This is a genomic window from Nocardia asteroides, assembly GCF_021183625.1.
In the GTDB taxonomy this organism is placed as follows: domain Bacteria; phylum Actinomycetota; class Actinomycetes; order Mycobacteriales; family Mycobacteriaceae; genus Nocardia; species Nocardia asteroides_A.
The window spans coordinates 6,212,922-6,232,772 of record NZ_CP089214.1; the positions used below are offsets into that span (position 1 = coordinate 6,212,922).

General features: G+C 71.4%; 23 protein-coding genes. 18 read left to right on the plus strand and 5 right to left on the minus strand.

Annotation, left to right across the window (positions count from 1 at the left end):
- Positions 1-10: 10 nt before the first annotated feature.
- The 5 genes from LTT61_RS28680 to LTT61_RS28700 all read left to right on the plus strand — a co-directional run bounded on the left by LTT61_RS28680 (position 11) and on the right by LTT61_RS28700 (position 3,294).
- Positions 11-799 (plus strand): ferritin-like domain-containing protein, encoded by a 789-nt coding sequence (locus LTT61_RS28680; protein WP_233017124.1) that lies wholly within the window; start codon positions 11-13, stop codon positions 797-799.
- A gap of 2 nt (positions 800-801) precedes the next feature.
- Positions 802-1,305: a PaaI family thioesterase gene (locus tag LTT61_RS28685; RefSeq protein ID WP_233017125.1), complete on the plus strand. Its 504-nt coding sequence runs from the start codon at positions 802-804 to the stop codon at positions 1,303-1,305.
- On the plus strand, positions 1,302-1,559 hold the full coding sequence (locus LTT61_RS28690) for an acyl carrier protein (protein WP_233017126.1): 258 nt from the start codon (positions 1,302-1,304) through the stop codon (positions 1,557-1,559). The genes LTT61_RS28685 and LTT61_RS28690 overlap by 4 nt, the downstream gene beginning before the upstream one ends.
- Before the next feature lie 71 nt (positions 1,560-1,630).
- Positions 1,631-2,464, plus strand: coding sequence for an SAM-dependent methyltransferase (locus LTT61_RS28695; RefSeq protein WP_233017127.1), 834 nt, complete (start codon positions 1,631-1,633; stop codon positions 2,462-2,464).
- On the plus strand, positions 2,461-3,294 hold the full coding sequence (locus LTT61_RS28700) for an acyl-ACP desaturase (protein WP_233017128.1): 834 nt from the start codon (positions 2,461-2,463) through the stop codon (positions 3,292-3,294). Before LTT61_RS28695 ends, LTT61_RS28700 begins: the two co-directional genes overlap by 4 nt.
- Positions 3,295-3,348: 54 nt before the next feature.
- Here the strand turns inward: LTT61_RS28700 and LTT61_RS28705 are convergent, their stop codons facing one another.
- Both LTT61_RS28705 and LTT61_RS28710 read right to left on the minus strand, forming a co-directional pair.
- Entirely contained in the window at positions 3,349-3,816 is a 468-nt protein-coding gene (locus tag LTT61_RS28705; protein WP_233017129.1) for a PaaI family thioesterase, read from the minus strand.
- Between the two features lie 109 nt (positions 3,817-3,925).
- Positions 3,926-4,453 carry a TetR/AcrR family transcriptional regulator gene (locus LTT61_RS28710; RefSeq protein WP_233017130.1) on the minus strand — a complete coding sequence of 176 codons (528 nt, stop codon included), beginning with the start codon at positions 4,451-4,453 and terminating at the stop codon, positions 3,926-3,928.
- Positions 4,454-4,521: 68 nt separating this feature from the next.
- Between LTT61_RS28710 and LTT61_RS28715 the strand changes: the two genes are divergently transcribed.
- The 3 genes from LTT61_RS28715 to LTT61_RS28725 all read left to right on the plus strand — a co-directional run bounded on the left by LTT61_RS28715 (position 4,522) and on the right by LTT61_RS28725 (position 8,530).
- Positions 4,522-5,742, plus strand: coding sequence for a cytochrome P450 (locus LTT61_RS28715; protein WP_233017131.1), 1,221 nt, complete (start codon positions 4,522-4,524; stop codon positions 5,740-5,742).
- Between the two features lie 62 nt (positions 5,743-5,804).
- Entirely contained in the window at positions 5,805-6,191 is a 387-nt protein-coding gene (locus tag LTT61_RS28720) for a hypothetical protein (protein WP_233017132.1), read from the plus strand.
- 44 nt (positions 6,192-6,235) lie between these two features.
- Positions 6,236-8,530: a molybdopterin-dependent oxidoreductase gene (locus tag LTT61_RS28725; protein ID WP_233017133.1), complete on the plus strand. Its 2,295-nt coding sequence runs from the start codon at positions 6,236-6,238 to the stop codon at positions 8,528-8,530.
- A 90-nt stretch (positions 8,531-8,620) separates the two neighbouring features.
- On the opposite strand, the gene LTT61_RS28730 is transcribed toward LTT61_RS28725, so the two are convergent.
- Positions 8,621-9,067, minus strand: coding sequence for a sigma factor-like helix-turn-helix DNA-binding protein (locus LTT61_RS28730; protein WP_233017134.1), 447 nt, complete (start codon positions 9,065-9,067; stop codon positions 8,621-8,623).
- 179 nt (positions 9,068-9,246) lie between these two features.
- Between LTT61_RS28730 and LTT61_RS28735 the strand changes: the two genes are divergently transcribed.
- From LTT61_RS28735 to LTT61_RS28745, 3 genes are all read left to right on the plus strand, one after another.
- A complete protein-coding gene (locus LTT61_RS28735) occupies positions 9,247-10,269 on the plus strand; it encodes an LLM class flavin-dependent oxidoreductase (RefSeq protein ID WP_233017135.1) in 1,023 nt (340 codons plus the stop codon).
- Positions 10,270-10,730: 461 nt separating this feature from the next.
- On the plus strand, positions 10,731-11,099 hold the full coding sequence (locus tag LTT61_RS28740; protein WP_067657947.1) for a hypothetical protein: 369 nt from the start codon (positions 10,731-10,733) through the stop codon (positions 11,097-11,099).
- Positions 11,096-11,515, plus strand: coding sequence for a roadblock/LC7 domain-containing protein (locus LTT61_RS28745; RefSeq protein ID WP_233017136.1), 420 nt, complete (start codon positions 11,096-11,098; stop codon positions 11,513-11,515). Before LTT61_RS28740 ends, LTT61_RS28745 begins: the two co-directional genes overlap by 4 nt.
- 16 nt (positions 11,516-11,531) lie before the next feature.
- Here the strand turns inward: LTT61_RS28745 and LTT61_RS28750 are convergent, their stop codons facing one another.
- Complete coding sequence (locus LTT61_RS28750) at positions 11,532-12,188, minus strand: GntR family transcriptional regulator (protein ID WP_233017137.1); 657 nt, start codon at positions 12,186-12,188, stop codon at positions 11,532-11,534.
- Positions 12,189-12,256: 68 nt separating this feature from the next.
- Here LTT61_RS28750 and LTT61_RS28755 point away from each other — a divergent pair, with 68 nt between their 5' ends.
- From LTT61_RS28755 to LTT61_RS28775, 5 genes are all read left to right on the plus strand, one after another.
- Entirely contained in the window at positions 12,257-13,624 is a 1,368-nt protein-coding gene (locus LTT61_RS28755) for an LLM class flavin-dependent oxidoreductase (protein ID WP_233017138.1), read from the plus strand.
- 21 nt (positions 13,625-13,645) lie between these two features.
- Positions 13,646-14,830 (plus strand): CaiB/BaiF CoA transferase family protein, encoded by a 1,185-nt coding sequence (locus LTT61_RS28760; RefSeq protein ID WP_233021242.1) that lies wholly within the window; start codon positions 13,646-13,648, stop codon positions 14,828-14,830.
- A 26-nt stretch (positions 14,831-14,856) separates the two neighbouring features.
- Entirely contained in the window at positions 14,857-15,777 is a 921-nt protein-coding gene (locus tag LTT61_RS28765; RefSeq protein WP_233017139.1) for an HpcH/HpaI aldolase/citrate lyase family protein, read from the plus strand.
- 129 nt (positions 15,778-15,906) lie between these two features.
- The gene (locus LTT61_RS28770; protein WP_233017140.1) at positions 15,907-16,941 is read left to right on the plus strand and encodes a fatty acid desaturase family protein; all 1,035 of its coding nucleotides are present in this window, start codon (positions 15,907-15,909) and stop codon (positions 16,939-16,941) included.
- A 27-nt stretch (positions 16,942-16,968) separates the two neighbouring features.
- On the plus strand, positions 16,969-18,213 hold the full coding sequence (locus LTT61_RS28775) for a cation:proton antiporter (protein WP_233017141.1): 1,245 nt from the start codon (positions 16,969-16,971) through the stop codon (positions 18,211-18,213).
- A gap of 105 nt (positions 18,214-18,318) precedes the next feature.
- On the opposite strand, the gene LTT61_RS28780 is transcribed toward LTT61_RS28775, so the two are convergent.
- On the minus strand, positions 18,319-18,792 hold the full coding sequence (locus LTT61_RS28780) for a hypothetical protein (RefSeq protein WP_233017142.1): 474 nt from the start codon (positions 18,790-18,792) through the stop codon (positions 18,319-18,321).
- 185 nt (positions 18,793-18,977) lie between these two features.
- Here LTT61_RS28780 and LTT61_RS28785 point away from each other — a divergent pair, with 185 nt between their 5' ends.
- Together LTT61_RS28785 and LTT61_RS28790 are read left to right on the plus strand one after the other, a co-directional pair.
- Positions 18,978-19,424, plus strand: coding sequence for a helix-turn-helix transcriptional regulator (locus LTT61_RS28785; protein ID WP_233017143.1), 447 nt, complete (start codon positions 18,978-18,980; stop codon positions 19,422-19,424).
- Between the two features lie 5 nt (positions 19,425-19,429).
- Positions 19,430-19,843 (plus strand): VOC family protein, encoded by a 414-nt coding sequence (locus LTT61_RS28790; protein ID WP_233017144.1) that lies wholly within the window; start codon positions 19,430-19,432, stop codon positions 19,841-19,843.
- The last annotated feature ends 8 nt before the right edge of the window (positions 19,844-19,851 follow it).

Here is a 19,851-nt window from a genome sequence, read left to right on the forward strand (position 1 = left end):
CGGAGCACCCGTGCACAGCTACGACGTCTTCCGCCACTACGAGCGCCTGCACTGGCGCCTCGCCGACCTCGACCTCGGCGCCGTCGACCTGGACCTGGTCGAGCCCGAGTACGTGACCCTGGCCAAGAGCGCGACCATGGGCGAGTCCAATGTCATCGCGGCCGTGCACGGCTTCATGAACGAGTTCGTCGACGACTACGACTTCTCGACCTTCGCCGTGGTCTGGGGCTTCCAGGAGGTGCAGCACCACTACGCCTTCCGGGCCTGGCTGGACGCGGTGGGCGAGGCGGTCGACGCCGAGGCGGTCGACTCCATGCGCGAGCCCTACGCGCCGGGCACCACGCCGTCGGCGACGCTCGCCACCAACATCATCTCCGAGCTCACGGTGAACCACATCTACCGCGCGGTCGCGGCGTGGGTGCGGGAGCCGGTGCTGAAGGGGCTGCTGCTCAGCGCGAGCCGGGACGAGGCCGGGCACGCCCGCGAGTTCATCCACTACACCACCGAGCGGCTGCGGAAGAAGCCCGCGGAGCTGCCTTCGGTGCTGGAGACGCTCTACGTCTACAGCTCGGAGGCGAAGATCAAGCACCCGGTCAGCACCTTCAAGGCGGGCATCAGCGAGCTCGGCGAGCACGAGACCATCGACACCGGCTTCGACCTGTTCCTGGAGCAGGTGGCCGCCGAGGGCGAGCTGGACGTGCTGCACGACAAGATCCGCCGCACCTTCGGGAACATGACCGGGCTGGATCTCTCCAGCAACGCGCGGGTGCGCCGCGCGCTCGCCGACGTGATCGCCTGATCGTGGCAGGCAGCGTGCGGGTCCCGTGGTCGGTGATCCCGGACTACCACTGCTTCGGCTGCTCCCCGCACAACCCGGGCGGGCTGCGGCTGCGCTTCACCCCGGACCCGGAGGGGCTGCGCACCGACTTCCGGCTCGGCCGCGCCTTCGAGTCGTACCCCGGCGTGGTGCACGGCGGCATGATCGGGGTGATCGCGGACGAGCTGATGGGCAACCTCATCGTGCTCGCCAGGCGGCAGCCTGCCTTCACCGTCAGCCAGCGCACCCGCTTCCTCACCCCGCTGCTGATCGACCGCGACTACCACTGCGTCGCCTCGCTCGCCGAGACCGCGTCCGGCCCGATCCGGGCATCGGCCGAGGTGCGGGACGCCGACGGCGCGGTCTGCGCCACCTCGACCGCCGCCTACCAGCCCTTCGAGCTGGCCGCCGTGCGGCACCAGCTCACCCTCGGCGACGACGAGGTCGCCCTGCTCGCCACCGCCCTCGCGAACGGAGTCCAGCCATGACCAGCACCGCCGACATCCTGCGTACCGTCACCGAGATCGCCACCGCCGAGACCGGGATCCCCGGCGCCGACCTGCGCCCCGACGCCGACCTGCGCGGCATGGAGGGTGTGGACTCGGTGCGGGTGCTGCGCATGGTCGCCAAGATCGAGCGCGCCTTCGACATCGAGATGGAGGACGAGGAGGTCTTCGGCCTCTCCAGCCTGAACGACGTCGTCGTAGTGGTGGACCGCGCCCTGCGGGAGGAAGCGGCATGAGCGAGTCAGGCCCGGAGGCGGTAGCGGAGCGTAGCCACGGAGGGCCCTCGCTCTTGCCGAATGGACAGAGCATGACGGTCACCGCCGACACCAATCAGCACTACGATCTCGATCCGGATATCTTCGGGCAGTTCCTGGATCCGCTGCGCAAGTACAGCTCGGCGCTGTACGAGTCGGAGTCCGACACCCTGGAGCAGGCGCAGCGCACCAAGCTGCGGTTCGTCGCGGACCGGCTCGGGCTCACCGGCGGGGAGCGGCTGCTCGACGTGGGGTGCGGGTGGGGGTCACTGATCCTGTTCATGGCGCAGGAGTTCGGCTGTACCACAACGGGGATCAGCCCGGCGCCGCGCCAGCACGGGTACATCGCCGAGCAGGCCGCCGCGCGCGGCGTCGCCGACCGGGTGCACACCCGGGTCGGGCACTTCGAGCAGCTCGACCTGCCCGCGAAGAGCTTCGACGCGGTGACGCTGCTCGGCTCGATCGTGCACATGCCCGACCTGGACGCCGTCTTCCGCCGCGCGAAAACGGTACTGCGCCGCGGTGGTTCGCTCTACGTCTCGGAGAGCTGTTTCCGTAACGCCGCCGCCCGCACTGCCTTCGACACCAAGGCGGGCACCGAGTTCGTGCGCGCCGACATCTTCGGCTGGGGCGACCTGCGCCCGCTCTCCGAGCTGCTCGCCGCCGCCGAGAACGCCGGCTTCTCGATCACCGCCGTCGACGACCTCACCGCGCACTACCACCGCACCATCGAGGACTGGATCGGCAACGTGGACGCGGCCGCCGAGCGCATCGACGCGCACCGCCCCGGCCTCGCCGCCCAGCTGCGGCACTACCTGGAGATCGCCAACGCCGGGTGGGGCTACACCACCAAGCACTATGCCCTGACCTGCCGGAACGCTCGATGACGGCGCTCATCCCGGTCACCGAGGTGGCGGCGGCGGTGGACGGCTTCCTCGCCGCCTCGCCCGCCGCCCGCGCCTGGGACGTGGAGACCGCCTTCGACTGGGCCCGCGCCGACGCGGACCGGCTCACCGACGGGCAGCGCTCCGCGGTCCGCTTCGTCACCCTGATCGAGGACCACCTGCCCGGCTACTTCGACGTCTACCACCGGCACTTCCCGGTGGACGACACCGTCGACCTCGCCACCTTCACGCACAACCGCGAGCTCTACCACTTCACCGTGCGCTGGGCGCTGGAGGAGGACACGCACGCCAGGGCACTCGCCCGCTACCAGGACGCCGCGGGGATCGCCGAGCGCGGCGCCCTGCGCGACGAACTCGCGATCGAGGGACGGAAACCCTTCGACCTGCCCTTCGACCACCCGGTGCAGTTCTTCGCCTACGCCCTGGTGCAGGAGAAGGCGACGCAGATGTACTACCAGCACCTGCGCGACGTGGTCGACGAGCCGGTGCTGGCCGCCGTGCTCGGCAGGCTGGCTCGCGACGAGGCGCGGCACTTCAGCTTCATGGCGGATGTGGTGAGCCGCTACCTGCGCGTGCACGGCGACGACGTGGTCGACCCGCTGCGCGCTGTCATCGCCGATTTCCGCATGCCGCTGGCGGATACGATGCGCGGGTACTGGCGCTGGGCGCTGCAGATCGCCGACGTGGCCTCCTACGACCACACCGAGGCGTACGAGCACCTGATCAAGGTGATCGACCGCACGGTGGACGCCAGGACCGATCGGGTGGACGAACTGGCGCGCTTCATCGCCGAATGCCGCACGGTGGCCTGATCTCACAAGCCGACGGCCCCTGCCCTCGCCGGGCAGGGGCCGTCGGCGTGGGGGCTACCCCTCCGGCTGCAGGACCAGGATGGTGGTGCTGCCGTGCGCGATCAGCTTGCCCGCGGCATCGGTGATCCTGCCCTCCGCGGTCGCGGTGCGGCGCCCGAGGTGCACGGCGTTCGCCTCGCAGGTGAGCCGGGACCCGTCCAGCGTCACCGAGCGGATGAAGTTCAGCTTGAGTTCCAGCGTGGTGTAGGCGACGCCGTCGCCGAGTTTGGTGAAGACCGCGCTGCCCATGGCGGTGTCCATGAGCGTGGCGAGCACGCCGCCGTGCACCGTGAACATGGCGTTGATGGTGGCCGGGTTCGGGTCCAGGTAGTAGCGGGTGTACCCCTCGCCCGCCGTCTCCAGCCGGATGCCGAGCGACGCGCCGACGCCGAGATTCTCGGTCAGCCCCCGCTCGAAGATCGTGGTCAACTCGTGCACGCGCTTGCCGACGGTCTCACCGGCGTGGGTATCGGTGCTGGTCATGGCCTCTTCCTTCGTCGCGGACGATGCCACCCCATTCGACCAGCGGCGGGTGAACCGCGGGCACCGCGGAGCCGCTGCATTCCCGCTTTCGATCGGCCGATAGGCGGGTTCAGGGCGCGGTGATCCCCGCCGCCTGCCGCAGCTGCGCCAGGAACTCCGCCCGGTCGTCCCCGCCGACCAGGTAGTGCGCGACCGCCACCCGGACCAGCGTGCCCGCGACGACGCGCGGATCGCCCTGCGTCACAGCCGGTTCGAGCAGCCGCCGCATGATCGGGATGACCCGTTCCAGCTGGACGAGCACGTAGTCCGGCTCGATGTCGACCACGCGGCTCAGCGAGTACGACCCCTGGTGCTCGACCATGTAGCGCAGCACCGCGTCCAGCCGGGCATGCCCTTCCAGCCCGTCGGTGACGGCGCGCAGCCCGGCCTCGATGTTTGCCGTCTCGTAGGCGCCGAAGGCGGCGAGCAGCTCGGCCTTGGAGGCGAAGAAGCGGTACAGCGTCGGGCGCGAGACCTTGGCCTGCACGGCGACCTCGGAGAGGCTCAGCTTGCCGTGGCCCTTGCGGGCGAGCACCTCGAAGGTTGCCCGGAGGATGCGGGTACGGGTGCCGTGGTCGGCGGAGGAAATCGAGGGCACTTTACAACCTTTACGGATTCTGTAAGAAGTGTAATCCTGGCGACGGCCGGATAGACAAGAGGTATGCCATGAATCACTCGCTCGTTGCCGACGACGCCATCGATTTCGATCCCTTCTCCGCCGAATTCCACGACGACCCGCAGGCCGTCTATCGCCGGCTGCGCGACGACGCGCCGGTCTATCACAGTGCCCGCTACGGCTTCTGGGCGCTCTCCCGCTACGCCGACGTGGTCCCGGGGATGAAGGACTTCGGCACCTTCTCCTCCGGCCGCGGGGTCACCCTGGAGCAGGTGCTCGCCCCGGAGCCGCCGGAGCAGCGGATTCCCATGATCATCATGATGGACCCGCCGGAGCACACCCGGATGCGCAAGCTGGTCAGCGCGGTCTTCACGCCGCGCGCCATCACCGGACTCGAGCCCATGATCCGGGAGACCGTGCGCGCCTTCGCCGAGCGGTTGCGCGGGGATTCCTTCGACGTGGTCGCCGACTACTCCAACCTCTTCCCGATCGAGGTGATCACCACCATGCTCGGGGTGCCGCCGGAGGACCGCCAGCAGCTGCGGCAGTGGCTGGCGATCCCGCTGGAGCGCGCGCCGGGGCAGCTGGGGATGAGCGAAGCGGGGCGGGCGGCGGCGCAGGCCAGCACCGGGTACTACGCCGCGCTGATCGCCGAGCGCAGGGCCCGGCCGCTCGACGACATGATCAGCCGGCTGATCGAGGTCGAGGTGGATCGCGAGGACGGCGCCGCCACCCGGCTCACCGACCGCGAGATCCTCGGCTTCATCTCGCTGCTCGCCGGGGCGGGCGCGGAGACCGTCGCCAAGCTGCTCGGCAGCGCGGCGGTGCTCTTCGGCGCGCACCCCGAGCAGTGGCGGGCGCTGCGCGCGGACCGCTCGCTGCTGGCCGGCGCGTTCGAGGAGGTGCTGCGGTACGAGGGGCCGGTGCAGTACGACGTGCGCTACACGCTGCGCGACGTCGAGCTGCACGGCCGCACGATCCCGGCGCACAGCCCCGTATTGATGCTGCTGGCCGCGGCGACGCGGGACCCGCGCTCGATCCCGGAGGCCGAGCGCTTCGACATCACCCGCGCGTTCAGCGGCAACAACCTCGGCTTCGGCTACGGCATCCACCGCTGCCTCGGCGCCGCGCTGGCCCGGCTGGAGGGGCGGATCGGGCTGGACGCCATGCTCGACGCCATGCCGGAATTCACCGTCGACCCGAGTGGTCTGCGCCGGTCGCGGGAGACCAGCGTCGCCGGCTGGACGCACGTTCCGGTTCGGCTGGGGTAGCGGCGTTTCGGGTGGGGGTGCGCGCGGGCACCCTGGGGGAGAGCGCGACGGAAGGGGCAGCAATGAAGGCACTGTGCACGACCGGGGTAGCGGTGGCTGCGGTACTGGCGATCGCGGCCGCACCCGCGGGCGCGGAGATCACCGGCATCACCGTGGAACCGGGAATCTCCAGCGGCAGCTCGTCCCCGTACGGCACGGGCTGCGCCTACACCGTCACCGCGAACGCGGCGCCCGGCGAGTACGTGAGCTTCTACGACAGCCAGCGCGGCTCGTTCGACCCGCCGTGGGCCATCCCGGTCGGGCCGAGCGGGATCGCCACCGCCATCTGGACCCCGCAGGAGCGCGGCGCGCACACCCTGCACGCCGTGCAGATCGGCGGCGAGAAATCGGTGCGGGTCGAGGTCGGCACCGGCATCGACCTGGGGATCGCCTGCCTGGTGCTGCCCTGAGCGCCGGTAACCTCGGGGTTTCGCCGTAACCCGAGGGGGAGCACATGCCGGAGCCGCGGCTCACCGCGACGCACTGGGGCAACTACCTGGTCGGCGCCGCGCCGGACGGCACCATCGCGGTGCGGCCTGCCGCCGGTGACCCCGAACCGTCGCCGATCGGCCGGTCGCTGGCCGCCGCGCGGGATCCGGGCGTGCGGATCGCCCGCCCCGCGGTGCGCCGCGGCTACCTGCGCGACCGGGACCGCTCGGGCCGCGGCCGGGAGCCCTTCGTCGAGGTCGAGTGGGACGAGGCCATCGACCTCGCCGCCGGAGCCCTGCGCGACACCATCGCCGCGCACGGCAACCGCGCGATCTACGGCGGCTCCTACGGCTGGGCCAGCGCGGGCCGCTTCCACCACGCGCAGGGCCAGCTGCACCGCTTCCTGCGGCTGGCGGGCGGCTACACCGACTCGGTCGACACCTACTCCTTCGCCGCGGCCGAGGTGATCGTGCCGCACATCATCGGGCTGAACGCCTACTACGCGGGCAAGCAGGCGCCGACCACCGCCGAGGTGGCCGAGCACTGCCGCTGCCTGGTCCTCTTCGGCGGCGCGCCGAGCCGCAACACCCAGGTGAACCCGGGCGGGATCGGCGCGCACGACGACCGCGGGCACCTCGCCGAACTGAGCGCGGCCGGGGTGGAGATCGTGCACGTCGGCCCGCTCCGGGACGACGTGGACGCCGCGGTCGGCGCCCGCTGGCTGCCCTGCCGCCCGAACGCCGACGTCCCGGTGCTGCTCGCGCTGGTGCACACGGTGCTCGCCGAGAACCTGCAGGACGACGATTTCCTGGCCCGCTACACCGTCGGCTTCGACGAGTTCGCGCGCTATGTCCGCGGCGGCGACGGCGTGCCGAAGACGCCGGAGTGGGCGGCCGAGCTCTCCGGCGTCCCGGCGGCCGAGATCCGCGTGCTGGCAAGGAAACTCGCCGCCGGCCGCAGCCTCATCGGGCTCTCCTACGCGGTGCAGCGCGCCAGGTACGGCGAGCAGCCGTACTGGGCCGCGTGGGCGCTCGCCGCCGCGCTCGGGTACATCGGGCTGCCCGGCGGCGGCGTGCAGATGGGGTCCGGCGTCGGCAAGGGGACCACGCTGCAGCGCCGGGTGCCGCCGTTCCGGATCGGCACCATCCCGCAGGGCCCGAACCCGGTCGCGGACACCGTCCCGGTCTCCCGGATCGCCGAGCTGCTCGAGCGCCCGGGCGAGCCTTACCGCTACAACGGCGCCGACCGCGTCTACCCGGAGATCGACCTCGTCTACTGGGCGGGCGGCAACCCCTTCCACCACCACCAGGACCTGAACCGGCTGCGCCGCGCCTGGACCCGCCCCGGAACGGTGATCGTCAACGAGCACAGCTGGACCGCCACCGCCAGGCACGCCGACATCGTCTTCCCGGTCACCACCGCCCTGGAGCGCGAGGACTTCGCGGGCAGCAGCAGCGACCACTGGCTCACCCCCATGCACCGGGTCTTCGAGCCGTACGGCGCGGCCCGCGACGACCACGCCGTCCTCGCCGCGCTGGCCGGGCGGCTCGGCTTCGGCGCCGCCTTCACCGAGGGGCGCTCGACCGCCGAGTGGGTCGAACACGTCTGGGAGACGACCCGATCCGACGCCGCGGCGGCGGGCGTCGAACTCCCCGCCTACCGCGAATTCCGCGTCGGCCCGCCGCTCGACCTGCGCCCCCTGCTCCCCGAGCGCGAGCACGACCTCGAACGCTTCCGCGCGGACCCGGTGCGGCACCCGCTGCGCACCCCCTCCGGCCGGATCGAGATCTACTCGCACGCCATCGCCGAGGCGGGCGACCTCCTCGGCCACCCCGCCTGGTACCCGGACCGCGAATGGCTCGGCGACCCGCGCGCCGAACGCTTTCCGCTGCACCTGCTCTCGAACCAGCCGGCCACCCGCCTGCACAGCCAGCTCGACAACGGCGCCACCAGCCGCGACGCCAAGATCGCCGAGCGCGAGCCGCTGCGGCTGCACCCCGCCGACGCCGCCGCCCGCGGTCTCCGCGACGGCGACCTCGCCCGCGTCTTCAACGACCGCGGCGCCTTCCTGGCCGGCGTCGCCACCTCCGACGCCCTGCTCCCCGGCGTCGCCCAGATCGCCACCGGCGCCTGGTACGACCCGGACGACGAGCTGGGCCTGGAGCGGCACGGCAACCCGAACGTCGTCACCCCCGACATCGGCACCAGCCCGCTGGCCCAGGGGCCGTCACCGAACAGCTGCCTGGTCCAGGTCGAGAAGTTCGACGGCGCCCCGCCCCCGGTGCGCGCCTTCGAGCCGCCCGAGTTCGGTTCCCGCTGAGCCCAACCCTCGGCCGCCGTCCCCGCGCGCTGCGACGATAGTTTCGTGCCCGGCGAGCGCGAGGAGCGGAAACGACGGAGCCGGAGCGGCTCAGGCCGCGAGCGTGGTCCGGAGCGTGGCCAGCGCCCGGTGCTGGGTGACCCGGACCGCGCCGATGGTGGTGTGCAGCGCGCTGGCGGTCTCGTCGGCGGAGAGCCCGAGCACCAGCCGCAGCACGAGCACCTCGCGCTGCGACTCCGGGAGTTCCCCTAGGGGTTCCGGGCCGCGAGTACCGCGGCGGCGCAGTACGTCGGCGACGGTGCGCGAGGTCATCCGGTAGGCGAAGGCGAGGAAGGAGCCGCCGGACTCGGCGAACCGGGGCAGCCCGGTGAGCAGCTCGGCGCAGATTCCGGTGGCGACGGCATCCGCGGGGCCGGTGCCGAGCCGGGCCCGGCAGTACCTGGTCACAAAGGGTTTCACCTGGTCGAGCAGCGTGCCGAGCGCGGCACCGTCGCCGCGGGCGGCCGCCCGGTGCAGCGCCGAATTGCCGCCGTCCATCGCCCCGAACCTCCCATTTCGAATGCTTCGTCCGCCCTGCATCGTAGGCGCAACCGCGCCCGCGGTCGTCACTCGTTCGGCGGACATTCGCGGACGCCGGGTCAGCCGCGCGGGGAAGGGTTGCGTTCCGGCCGAACGCAACCGTGGCGCGCGCCGCCTCCGGCGGGTTGCCTGGCAGGGTGGCACCTCGTATCGCGACACTCGCCTTCCTCACGCCGGGCAACTTCGCCGACGACGACCCCTACACCGGGCTGGAGGAGACGCTCGAGCTCTTCGAGTACGGCGAGCGGCTCGGCTTCGACGGCGGCTGGATCCGGCAGCGGCACCTGGAGCACGGGGTCGGCTCGGCGGCGGTCTTCCTGGCCGCGGCGGCGCAGCGCACGAAGCGGATCGAGCTGGGCTCGGCGGTGATCCCGATCGGCTACGAGAGCCCGTTCCGGCTGGCCGAGGATCTGGCGCTGGCCGACGTGCTCTCCCGCGGCCGGTTGCAGCCGGGGTTCAGCGCGGGCACCCCGCCGCACGCGGAGCTCATCGGCGACCTGGTCTTCGACGGCGACTGGCGCTCGTACGACCTCTCGCACACCCGGATCGAGCGGCTCGTCGAGAACCTGCGCGGCGGGTACCTGGGCGGGCCGGAGACCGTCATCCACTCCCCGGGCAACACCCAGCGGCCGCGGCTGCAACCGCACGATCCCGGGCTGATCGACCGGCTCTGGTACGGCGGCTCCAGCGGCCGCTCGGTGCGCTGGGCGGGCGAGCACGGGCTGAACCTGCTCACCGGCAATATCGTGCTCGGCGAGCGGAGCGACGACTTCGGCGCGAGCCAGCTCGCGCTCATCGCCGCCTACCGGGAGCGGATCGGCCCGGCGCGGCCGGGCCGGGTCGCGGTGGGCCGGGTGCTCGTGCCGACCGACGGTGCGGATCGCGCCACCCGCGAACGGTATCGGCGCTACGCCGAGTCCAGGCACGAGCGCACGCTCGGCCCGCAGGGCGAGCGCCGGGTGCTCTTCGCCCCCGACCTGGTCGGCCCGGCCGAGGAGATCGTGCAGCGGCTGGCGGCCGACCCGGTGCTCGCCGAGACCACCGAGCTGCGCTTGGAGCTGCCCTACGAGTTCCAGCGCGCCGAGTACGAGCAGATCCTGCACGACACGGTCGAGCTGGTCGCACCCGCGCTCGGCTGGAAACCGGCGATTCCGGCGTAGCGCCGCTGATCACAGCACCCGATCAGTTAATTTCCTGCGGATACGCAGGAATTGTATGCACTATTGTGCGAGATTGTGATCGGCATCACCCTTGGTGCTGGCATTCACCGTCTTCGCAAATATCGAAAACCGGTTGACCTGCGCCGATGAACCCCCAGGTAGGCGGGTTGGCACGGTTGCGGGGTAATCCCCGAATCGCGGGCTCCGAACTAATTAAAAGGACATATTTCAGACCGTAGGTCAAGTTTTTCGACTATCGACCAACCTGGTGGACGTTGCTAAGCTGTCGCTGCTCACGAGAACCGACCGGTTTTCCGAGTTTCTGCCACAAAACATGACGCCCACCTGGAGACGCGTTCATAGCCATGATCGATGACGAGCGCGCCTTCCGAGCGGTACCGAGAATGTCCCATCGACGGCCGGAGATGACGCGGGCGCAGGGATTCAGGAGTGCACCAGATATGAAGCTCGACGACGCCCTGCGGGACGGCATGAGCGTGGACGGCGCCATCGGCATCGCCCTCGTGGACATGCGCAGCGGGATGCTGCTGGGGAAGCAGGGCGGTAACCAACTGTTCGACCTGGAGATGGCGGGCGCGCTGAACACCGAGGTGCTGCGCGCCAAGCTGCGCGCGGTCGAGGCGCTGCAGCTCGGCGACAGCGTCCAGGACATCCTGGTCACCCTCGGGGCGCAGTACCACCTGATCATGCCGCTGATCCGGAACGACGGCGAGGAGCTCTTCCTCTACCTCGCGCTGGACAAGGCGCGCGGCAATCTGGCGCTGGCCCGCCACCAGCTGCGCCGGATCGAGCAGGCGATCCGGCTGTGAGCCGGGCGTTCGACCGGCACGCGATCGCCCTCGGCGACCCCCGTGCCGTCGGAGTGCTGCTGCAGCGCGCCTGCGAGGAGATCGCCGACGTCGAGCACGCCGTGATGACCAGCCGGGACGGGCTCGTCATCGCCGCCGACGACGTCTCGGGGACGATGGCGGACGGTGATTCGATCGCCATGCGCAGCTCGGCCATGGCAGCGGCGGCCATCGGCATCGGTGACCACTTCACCAACCTGGTGACCCAGGGCAGGCTGCAGTCCGCGGTCTTCGAGGCCGATCGCGGCTGCGTCGGGGTCTTCCCGCTCAGCTCGTCGCTGCTCCTGGTGGTCACCAGCGCGCCGACGGTCAACCTGGGCCGCTTCAACGCCGCCGCCAAGCGGGTGCTCGGCATCCTGCAGGCCCCCGCCGCCTGACGCGGGCAGGCCGCGTTCAGCCCCCTGCGGCCACGTTCTCCAGCCAGGCCGCCAGCGAGATCCCCGCCTCCAGCACGTGCCGCTCGGCGATCCGCCTGGCGGCGTCGGCGTCCCGCGCCTCGAGCGCGTCGAGCAGCTCGTCGTGCTCGTGCAGCGAGTGCTTCTCGTGATCGGGGAAGAGCCGCAGGAAGTTGGTCGGCACCACCCGGGACGCCTGCTTGATCTGGGTGAGCAGCCGGGGGGAGTGCGCGGCCCGGTGGATGGCCTGGTGGAACTTCCAGTTCGCCTCGCCGATGCCGTCGTCGCCGGAGCGCGCCGCTACCGCGGCGGCCAGCTCGCGCAGCCGGGCCAGCTCGGCGTCGGTGCTGCGCTCGGCGGCCCAGGCCGCCGCCTGGCCGGTGAGCACGCCGAGCAGGGTGAAGCTGTCCCGCACGTCGTCGGCGCCGATCCCGATCACGGTGATCCCGCTGCGCGGCGCCACCCGGACCAGCCCCTCGAAGGAGAGCTCGAGCAGCGCCTCCCGCACGGGCGTGCGCGAGGTGGCGAACTCCTCGGTGATGGCGTCCAGGTCGATGCGCGACCCCGGTGCCATGGCCCCGGTGAGGATGCGGTCACGCAGCTCCCGTGCCGCCCGTTCCCGCACGGTGCCCGCGATGTCGACGCTTCCTGCCATGTGCCGGAGTCTAGCAACGAAGGCATGTAAGGGTTGGCATCTGATATATCAGATGTTAAATTCCCTGCATGACGACACGACGAGACGACCGGATGACGCTGGTCGCATTCATGCAGGCGGGCAGTACCTCGGTCTACTCGGGGTCGTGGCGGCACCCGGCCACCGAGCACGGATACCTGGACGCGTCCTACTACGCCAAGGTCGGCAGGCAGCTCGAGGAAGGCTGCTTCGACCTCATGTTCTTCGACGACCGGCTGGCCATGCCCGGCATCTACGGCGGCTCGGTGGCCGAGGCGGTGCGCTACGGCGCCCGCCCGGTGAAGCTCGACCTGAGCGTCGTGCTCGGCGTGCTCGCCCAGGCCACCTCGAAGATCGGGCTCGGCGCCACCTACTCCACCACCTACTACCCGCCGTTCCACGTGGCCCGCACCTTCGCCACGCTGGACCACCTCTCCGGCGGCCGGGCCGCCTGGAACGTGGTGACCTCGGTGAACGACAGCGAGGCGCAGAACTTCGGCGTCGACGCGCACCTCGGCCACGACGAGCGCTACGACCGCGCCGACGAGTTCCTCGAGGTGGTCGCCGGGCTCTGGGACACCTGGGAGGAGGGCGCGCTGCTGCACGACCGCACCGGCGACTTCGCCGACCCCTCGAAGGTGCACGAGCTGAACCACAGCGGCCGCTTCTTCTCCTCGCGTGGCCCGCTCACCGTGCCGCGCACCCCGCAGGGGCGCCCGGTGGTGATCCAGGCCGGCTCGTCGGGGCGCGGCCGCGACTTCGCCTCGCGCTGGGCCGAGCTGATCTTCACCGGCGACCCCGGGCTGGAGGTCGCCAAGTCGCACTACGCCGACCAGAAGGCGCGGATCGACGCGGCCGGGCGGGACCCGCGCTCGGTGAAGATCTGTCCCATGGCCTACGCCGTCGTCGGCGAGACGGAGTCGCACGCCCGCGAGCGCGAGGAGATGCTGCTGCACGAGCTGGTGCACCCGATGGCCTCGCTGACGCTGCTCTCGGAGCTGATGAACTACGACTTCTCCAGGCACGGCATCGACGACCCGGTCACCGACGAGCTGATCGCCTCGGTCTCCGGCATCCGCGGCCTGGTGCAGAACCTGCGCGAGCACCTCGGCCGCACGGTCACCCTGCGCGACCTGGCCGGGCACCGGGCCACGCTGCTGCAGGGGCCGCGCTTCGTCGGCACCGGCGCGCAGGTGGCCGAGCAGATGGCGGAGTGGTTCCACGGCGACGCCTGCGACGGCTTCGTGCTCGCCGCCACGCACATGCCCGGCGCCTTCGAGGACGTCACCCGGATGGTGGTGCCGCACCTGCAGCGCGGCGGGCTCTTCCGGACGAAGTACGAGGGCAGCACGCTGCGTGAGCACCTCGGGCTGCCGGTGCCGAACTCGTCCCGCTCGGTCGCCGGAACGAGCGCGTAGATGACGGCGGCGGGCCGTCCCATGCTGGACGGCATCCGGGTGCTCGACATGGCCACGCTGGCCGCGGCGCCGCTGGCCGCCACCTACCTCGGCGAATTCGGCGCCGAGGTGATCAAGGTCGAGCAGCCGAAGGGCGGCGACCCGATCCGCTCGTGGGGGCACCAGCGCGACGGCGTCGGGCTGATGTGGAAGTCGGTGTCGCGGAACAAGAAGTCGGTCACCCTCGACCTGCGCGTGGCCGAGGGGCAGGCGCTGCTGCGGCAGCTCGCCAAACACGCCGACGTGGTGGTCGCGAACACCAGGGTGCGCACGCTGGAGCGCTGGGGGCTCGACTACGAGAGCCTGCGCGCGGAGAACCCGAAGATCATCATGCTGCACATCACCGGCTTCGGGCTCACCGGCCCGAAGAGCGAGCGCCCCGGCTTCGGCACGCTCGGCGAGGCGATGAGCGGGTTCGCGCACCTCACCGGCGAGGCGACCGGGCCGCCGACGCTGCCGCCGTTCATGCTGGCCGACGGCGTGGCCTCGCTGAACGCCGCCTACGCGGTGGCGATGGCGCTCTACCACCGGGACGTGCACGACGGGCCGGGGCAGCTCATCGACATCAACCTGATCGACCCGCTGGCCCGGCTGCTGGAGCAGACCCTGCTCTCCTACGACCAGCTCGGGCTGATCCCCGAGCGGGCCGGGAACCGCTGGGACATCTCGGCCCCGCGCAATACCTACCGCACCTCGGACGACCGCTGGCTCGCCATGTCCGGCAGCTCGCCCGCGCTGGCGCTGCGGGTGTTCCGCGCCATCGGCCGCGACGACCTGGTGGCCGACGCCGACTTCTCCGACCCGCAGCGCAGGCTCGCCAGGGCCGCCGAGGTGGACGAGGCGGTGGCGGCCTGGGTCTCGGCCCACACGCTCGCCGAGGCCATGTCGGTCTTCGACGAGTTCGAGGTGGCCGCCGCCCCGATCTACGACATCGCCGACCTGGTGACCGACGACCAGATGAAGCACCGCGAGGTCTTCGTCCCGGTCGAGGATCCCGAGCTGGGCACCGTGACGGTGCAGGCGCCGGTCGCGCGGTTCTCCGGAACCCGCGGCGAGGTCGCCCACCTCGGGCCCCGGCTCGGCGAGCACAATGCCGCCGTCTACGGCGAGCTGCTCGGGCTCGGCGACGCCGAGCTGGCCGAGCTGCGCGCCCGCGGCGTGCTCTGACTCTCCTACGAAGGGAACTCTTTCCGATGACGAAGCTGCTCCGCCGCTCGGAGCTGGCGCTGCCGGCCTGCAACGACCACATGTTCGCCAAGGCCGTCACGCTCGGCGCCGACCTGGTCTTCCTCGACCTGGAGGACGCCACCCCGGTGAGCCTCAAGGAGGGGTCGCGGGAGAAGGCGATCACCGCGCTCAACGAGCTGGACTGGGGACGCACCGCGCGCGCCATCCGGATCAACGGGCTGGACACGCAGTGGTGCCACGACGATGTCATCGAGGTCGTCACCAGGGCCGGGCGCAACCTGGACACCATCGTGGTGCCCAAGGCCAAGACCGCCGAGGATGTCCGGTGGGTTGATGTCCTGCTCACCCAGCTGGAGCTGAAACTCGGGCTGGAGCGGCAGATTCGGCTCGAGGTGCTGATCGAGGAGGTCGAGGGGCTGGCCAACGCGGAGGCGATCGCCACCGCGAGCCCGCGGGTGGACGCCATCATCTTCGGCGTCGGCGACTTCTCGCTCTCCCAGGGCGCCCGGGTGGACACCAACTTCGAGCCGCTCGGCGACTACCCCGGCGACTTCTGGCACTACGCGCGGGCCAAGGTCATCGTCGCGGCGCGGATCGCCGGCATCGACGCCATCGACGCCCCCTTCCCGGACTACGGCAACACCGAGGGGTACGAGCGCGACGCCAAGCGCGCCTCGCTGCTCGGCTACACCGGCAAGTGGGCAATCCACCCGGTGCAGGTGCCGATCGCCAACACCGTCTACTCGCCGACGCCGGAGGAGATCGCGCTCGCCGAGCGGAACATGAAGGCCTACCGGGAGGCCGAGGCGGCGGGCCGCGGCGCGGTCGGCGTCGGCGGCGTCCTGGTGGACGCGGCGCACGTCAAGATGGCCGAGCAGGTGCTGGCCCGGGTCGCGCTGATCGAGGGTGCGGAGCCGCAGCGGTGAAGTGACCGGTCGCGCGCTATTGTTCATGGACCGGTCGCCGGTTCGTGGCCGCGTGACACCCCGCCGGGCAGATCGCTGTCGTTCCCTGGCGCATGAACGGCCGAGGGACGACGGCGAGAGCGGGACGTGATGCGACCGGTGGTGGAGAAGCGGGCCGATGCGGCCCGCGGCAGTGAGTTCGCGGTGCTGCTGCGCCGGGTGCGCGATGCCGGGTTGCTGGAACCGGCGGTGCCGCAGTACATCACCTACACCGCGGTGACCGTCGGGTTGCTGCTGGGGTGCTACGCGCTGCTGATCGCGCTCGGCGACTCGTGGTGGACGCTCGGGATCGCCGTCGTGCTCGCGGCGCTCTTCGCGCAGTTCGCCTTCCTCGGCCACGACGCCGGGCACAAGCAGATCTTCGCGAGCCGCAAGGCCAACCATGTCTACGGCGCGCTCGTCGGCAACCTGCTGATCGGGGTGAGCATCGGCTGGTGGACCAGCAACCACAACAAGCACCACGCGCACCCGAACACCGAGGGCGCCGACCCGGACATCATGGGCATCCTGGCGCACTCCGGCGCCCGCGCCCGGATGGCGAGCGGGGTGAAGCGGCTCGTGGTGCGGCACCAGGGTGTGCTGTTCTTCCCGATGCTCACCCTCGAGGGGCTGAGCCTGCGGATCTCCAGCTGGCGCGGGGTGCTGCGCTGGCCGATCCCGAACCGCGGCTGGGAGGCGGCGCTGCTCGCGAGCCACGCGCTCGGCTACCTGCTGCTGGTGTTCCTGGTGCTCTCGCCGGTGAAGGCGCTGGTCTTCGTCGCGGTGCACCAGGCGCTCTTCGGGCTCTACATGGGCACCACCTTCGCGCCGAACCACAAGGGCATGGCGGTGCTCGCCGCCGACGACACCAGCGGCCACCTGCGCAAGCAGGTGCTCACCTCGCGCAATGTGCTCGGTTCGCGGCTGCTCGACACCGCCTTCGGCGGGCTGAACTACCAGGTCGAGCACCACCTCTTCCCGTCCATGCCGCGGCCGCACCTGCGCCGGGCGCAGCCCCTGGTCGCCGCGTACTGCGCCGAGATCGGGCTGCCCTACCGGGCCACCGGGTTCGTCGCCTCCTACCGCGAGTCGATCGGGCACCTGCACACCGTCGGCAAGGAGGCCGGGCGCGCCCCGAGCGCGTAGCCGGGGGCCGGGGCAGAATCACACCCCATGGTCCCGGTGCTGGTGGTCTTCACCGGCGTCGTCGTGCTGTGGTCGCTGAGCGCCACGCTGCTGCGGCGCGGGCTGATCCACGCCCCGCTCGCCATGGTCGCCGCGGGCGCGGTTTTCGGGGCGTTCTCCTCGACCGATGTCGCGCCCTTCCTGAACAGCGAGGTTGCGCTGCACGCCGCCGAGATCATCCTGGCGGTGCTGCTCTTCGTCGACGCCACCGAGGTGCGCGGCGGGATCTTCGGCGGTGAGCCGCGGGCGGCGGCGCGGCTGCTGTTCCTGGCGCTGCCGCTGAGCATCGGGGCGGCGGTGCTCGCCGGGTGGTTGCTGATCCCCGAGGTCCCGGCGGCGGTGCTGGTGCTGATCGCCTGCATCGTGGTGCCGATCGACTTCGCGCCCGCCGCCGAGATCGTGCGGGAGCGCGGGATCCCGGCCCGGGTGCGGCACCTGATCGCGGTGGAGAGCGGGTACAACGACGGCATCGTCGCCCCGGTCTTCGCCTTCGCGTTGACGCTGGCGACCGGGACCGGTGCGGAGGCGACCCCGCTGGCCGCGCTGCGCGACGCGATCCCGGCCTTCGGCACGGCGGTCGCCGTCGGGCTGGCGCTCGGCGGGGTCACCGCGTGGGCCGGGACGCGGGCGCACCTGCGCGGCCTCACCGACCCGCAGGCGTTCCGGATCGGGCTGGTCGCGCTTCCGCTGCTCGCCTACGGCGCCGCGGTGGCCTGGCACGCCAACGGCTTCGTCGCCGCCTTCGCCTGCGGCCTCGCCTTCAAGGCGGTGCGCTCCCGCGACGCGGTGCGCGTGCTGCGGCGGCGCCCCGCCGAGCGCGAGCTCGGGCTGATCGACGACGTGAGCCTGGTGGCCGGGCTGATCCTGTGGTTCGCCTTCGGCGCGAGCTTCGTCATCGTCTTCGGCGCCGCCCCGCTGCTGGACTGGGGACTGGTGCTCTTCGCCGTACTCGCGCTGACCGTGCTCCGGCTCGGCCCGGTGCTGCTCGCCCTGCTCGGCTCCCCGCTCCCGCACCGGGAGCGGGGACTCGTGGGCGCGCTCGGCCCGCGCGGCACCGCCACCATCGTCTTCGGGCTGCTCGCCTACAACGCGCTCGACGAAGACCTCGGAGAGTACGCACTCACCGTCACCGGCGTCACCGTCCTGATCAGCGTGGTGATACACGGAATCGGCGCCCCGCTACTCACCCGCGCACGGCGGAGTGACCCGCCCGGTTCGCGGCCCGGCTCGTGATTCCGCACCCGCAGCGCATGCGCCGCAGGCGCGAGTCGCGGGTGCGGAATCACGAGCCCCCGAAGGGCCGCGAACCCCGCCGCGCCGAAGGGCGCGGCCAACAACTCAAGCCGTGCCTTCGACGTCGGGTGCCGAGCGCAGCCGCGAGGTCAGGACCGGGACGGCGTTGTCGCCGTAGCGGTGCCTGGTCGAGGCATCGCCGCCCTGCGCGGCGGGGGCGAACTGGGTGACGGCCAGCTGCTCCAGCACGCAGATGAGCAGCAGATGCCTGGTCCGCTCGACGTGGTGGTACTCGGTGCCACCCTGCTCCCGGTTCTGCGGCAGCGCGGGCGGCACGAACTCGGTGAGGGTCCAGAAGAGCTCCGGGCCCATCATGGTCGAGTCGCCGCTGGAGCGGTCGAACCACCGGCTGGAGTACTCGATGAGCACCCGCGCCAATTGCCCGGCGTGCGGGAGCGCCTCGGTGAAGTCGGCCAGGGCCTGCCGGCTGTCGGTGCTGCCCTGGATCACGACGGCGATGCGGCCGGCGACCTCGCGCAGCAGGGGGAGGTCCTGATCGGGCCACGTGGAAAGAGTCATTCGATAACGTCCTAGCTTTGGAACACCGACCCCGACGGTAACGATTCGGTTGCGTGAGCACCAGTCGTGATGTGATCCCTTGGTGCATATCCGGGCGGTTTCCGGCCGGTCCTGTGACAGCCCACAACGGCTGCCCCCACTTGCCGGTGCTGGGCAAGCCCCCGCTGACGTGGCACGATGCACCCGTGGGTACCCGAGGCGAGGACCAGCGGCTGCGCGATCTCGCGCTGCTGCGCCGGGTGCGCGATCGGATCGATCGGGAGTACGAGCGGCCGCTCGACGTCGAGGCGCTCGCGCGCGGCGTGCACCTGTCGGCCGGGCACCTGAGCCGGGCGTTCCGGCAGGCGTACGGGGAGTCGCCCTACTCGTACCTGATGACCAGGCGGATCGAGCGCGCGATGGCGCTGCTGCGCCGCGGCGACCTGAGCGTCACCGAGGTCTGCTTCGCCGTCGGCTGCTCCTCGCTCGGCACCTTCAGTACCAGGTTCACCGAGCTGGTCGGGGTGCCGCCGAGCGTCTATCGCAGGGAGGCGGCGGACGCGACCGCCGGCATGCCGTCCTGCGTGGCCAAGCGGGTCACCCGACCGGTCAGGAATCGAGAAGCGCCGGTCCCCGCCGCCCCTCTAGCGTGAACCGCATGACCATCACCATCCACTCGAGCTTCCTGCCGCACACCGATCCGGAGGCCTCGCTCGCCTTCTACCGGGACACGCTCGGCTTCGAGGTGCGCAACGACGTCGGTTACAACGGGCTGCGCTGGATCACGGTCGGCCCGGCCGAGCACCCCGGCATCAATATCGTGCTCTACCCGCCGGGGGCCGACCCCGGCGTCACCGAGGACGAGAAGCGCACCATCGCCGAGATGATGGCGAAGGGCACCTACGCCAGCGTGCTGCTCGCCACCGAGGACCTGGACGGCGCCTTCGCGAAGGTGTCGGCGACGGACGAGATCGAGATCGTGCAGGAGCCGACCGAGCAGCCGTACGGGGTGCGCGACTGCGCCGTGCGCGACCCGGCGGGCAATATGGTCCGCATCCAGCAGCTGCGCTGACCCAGGGA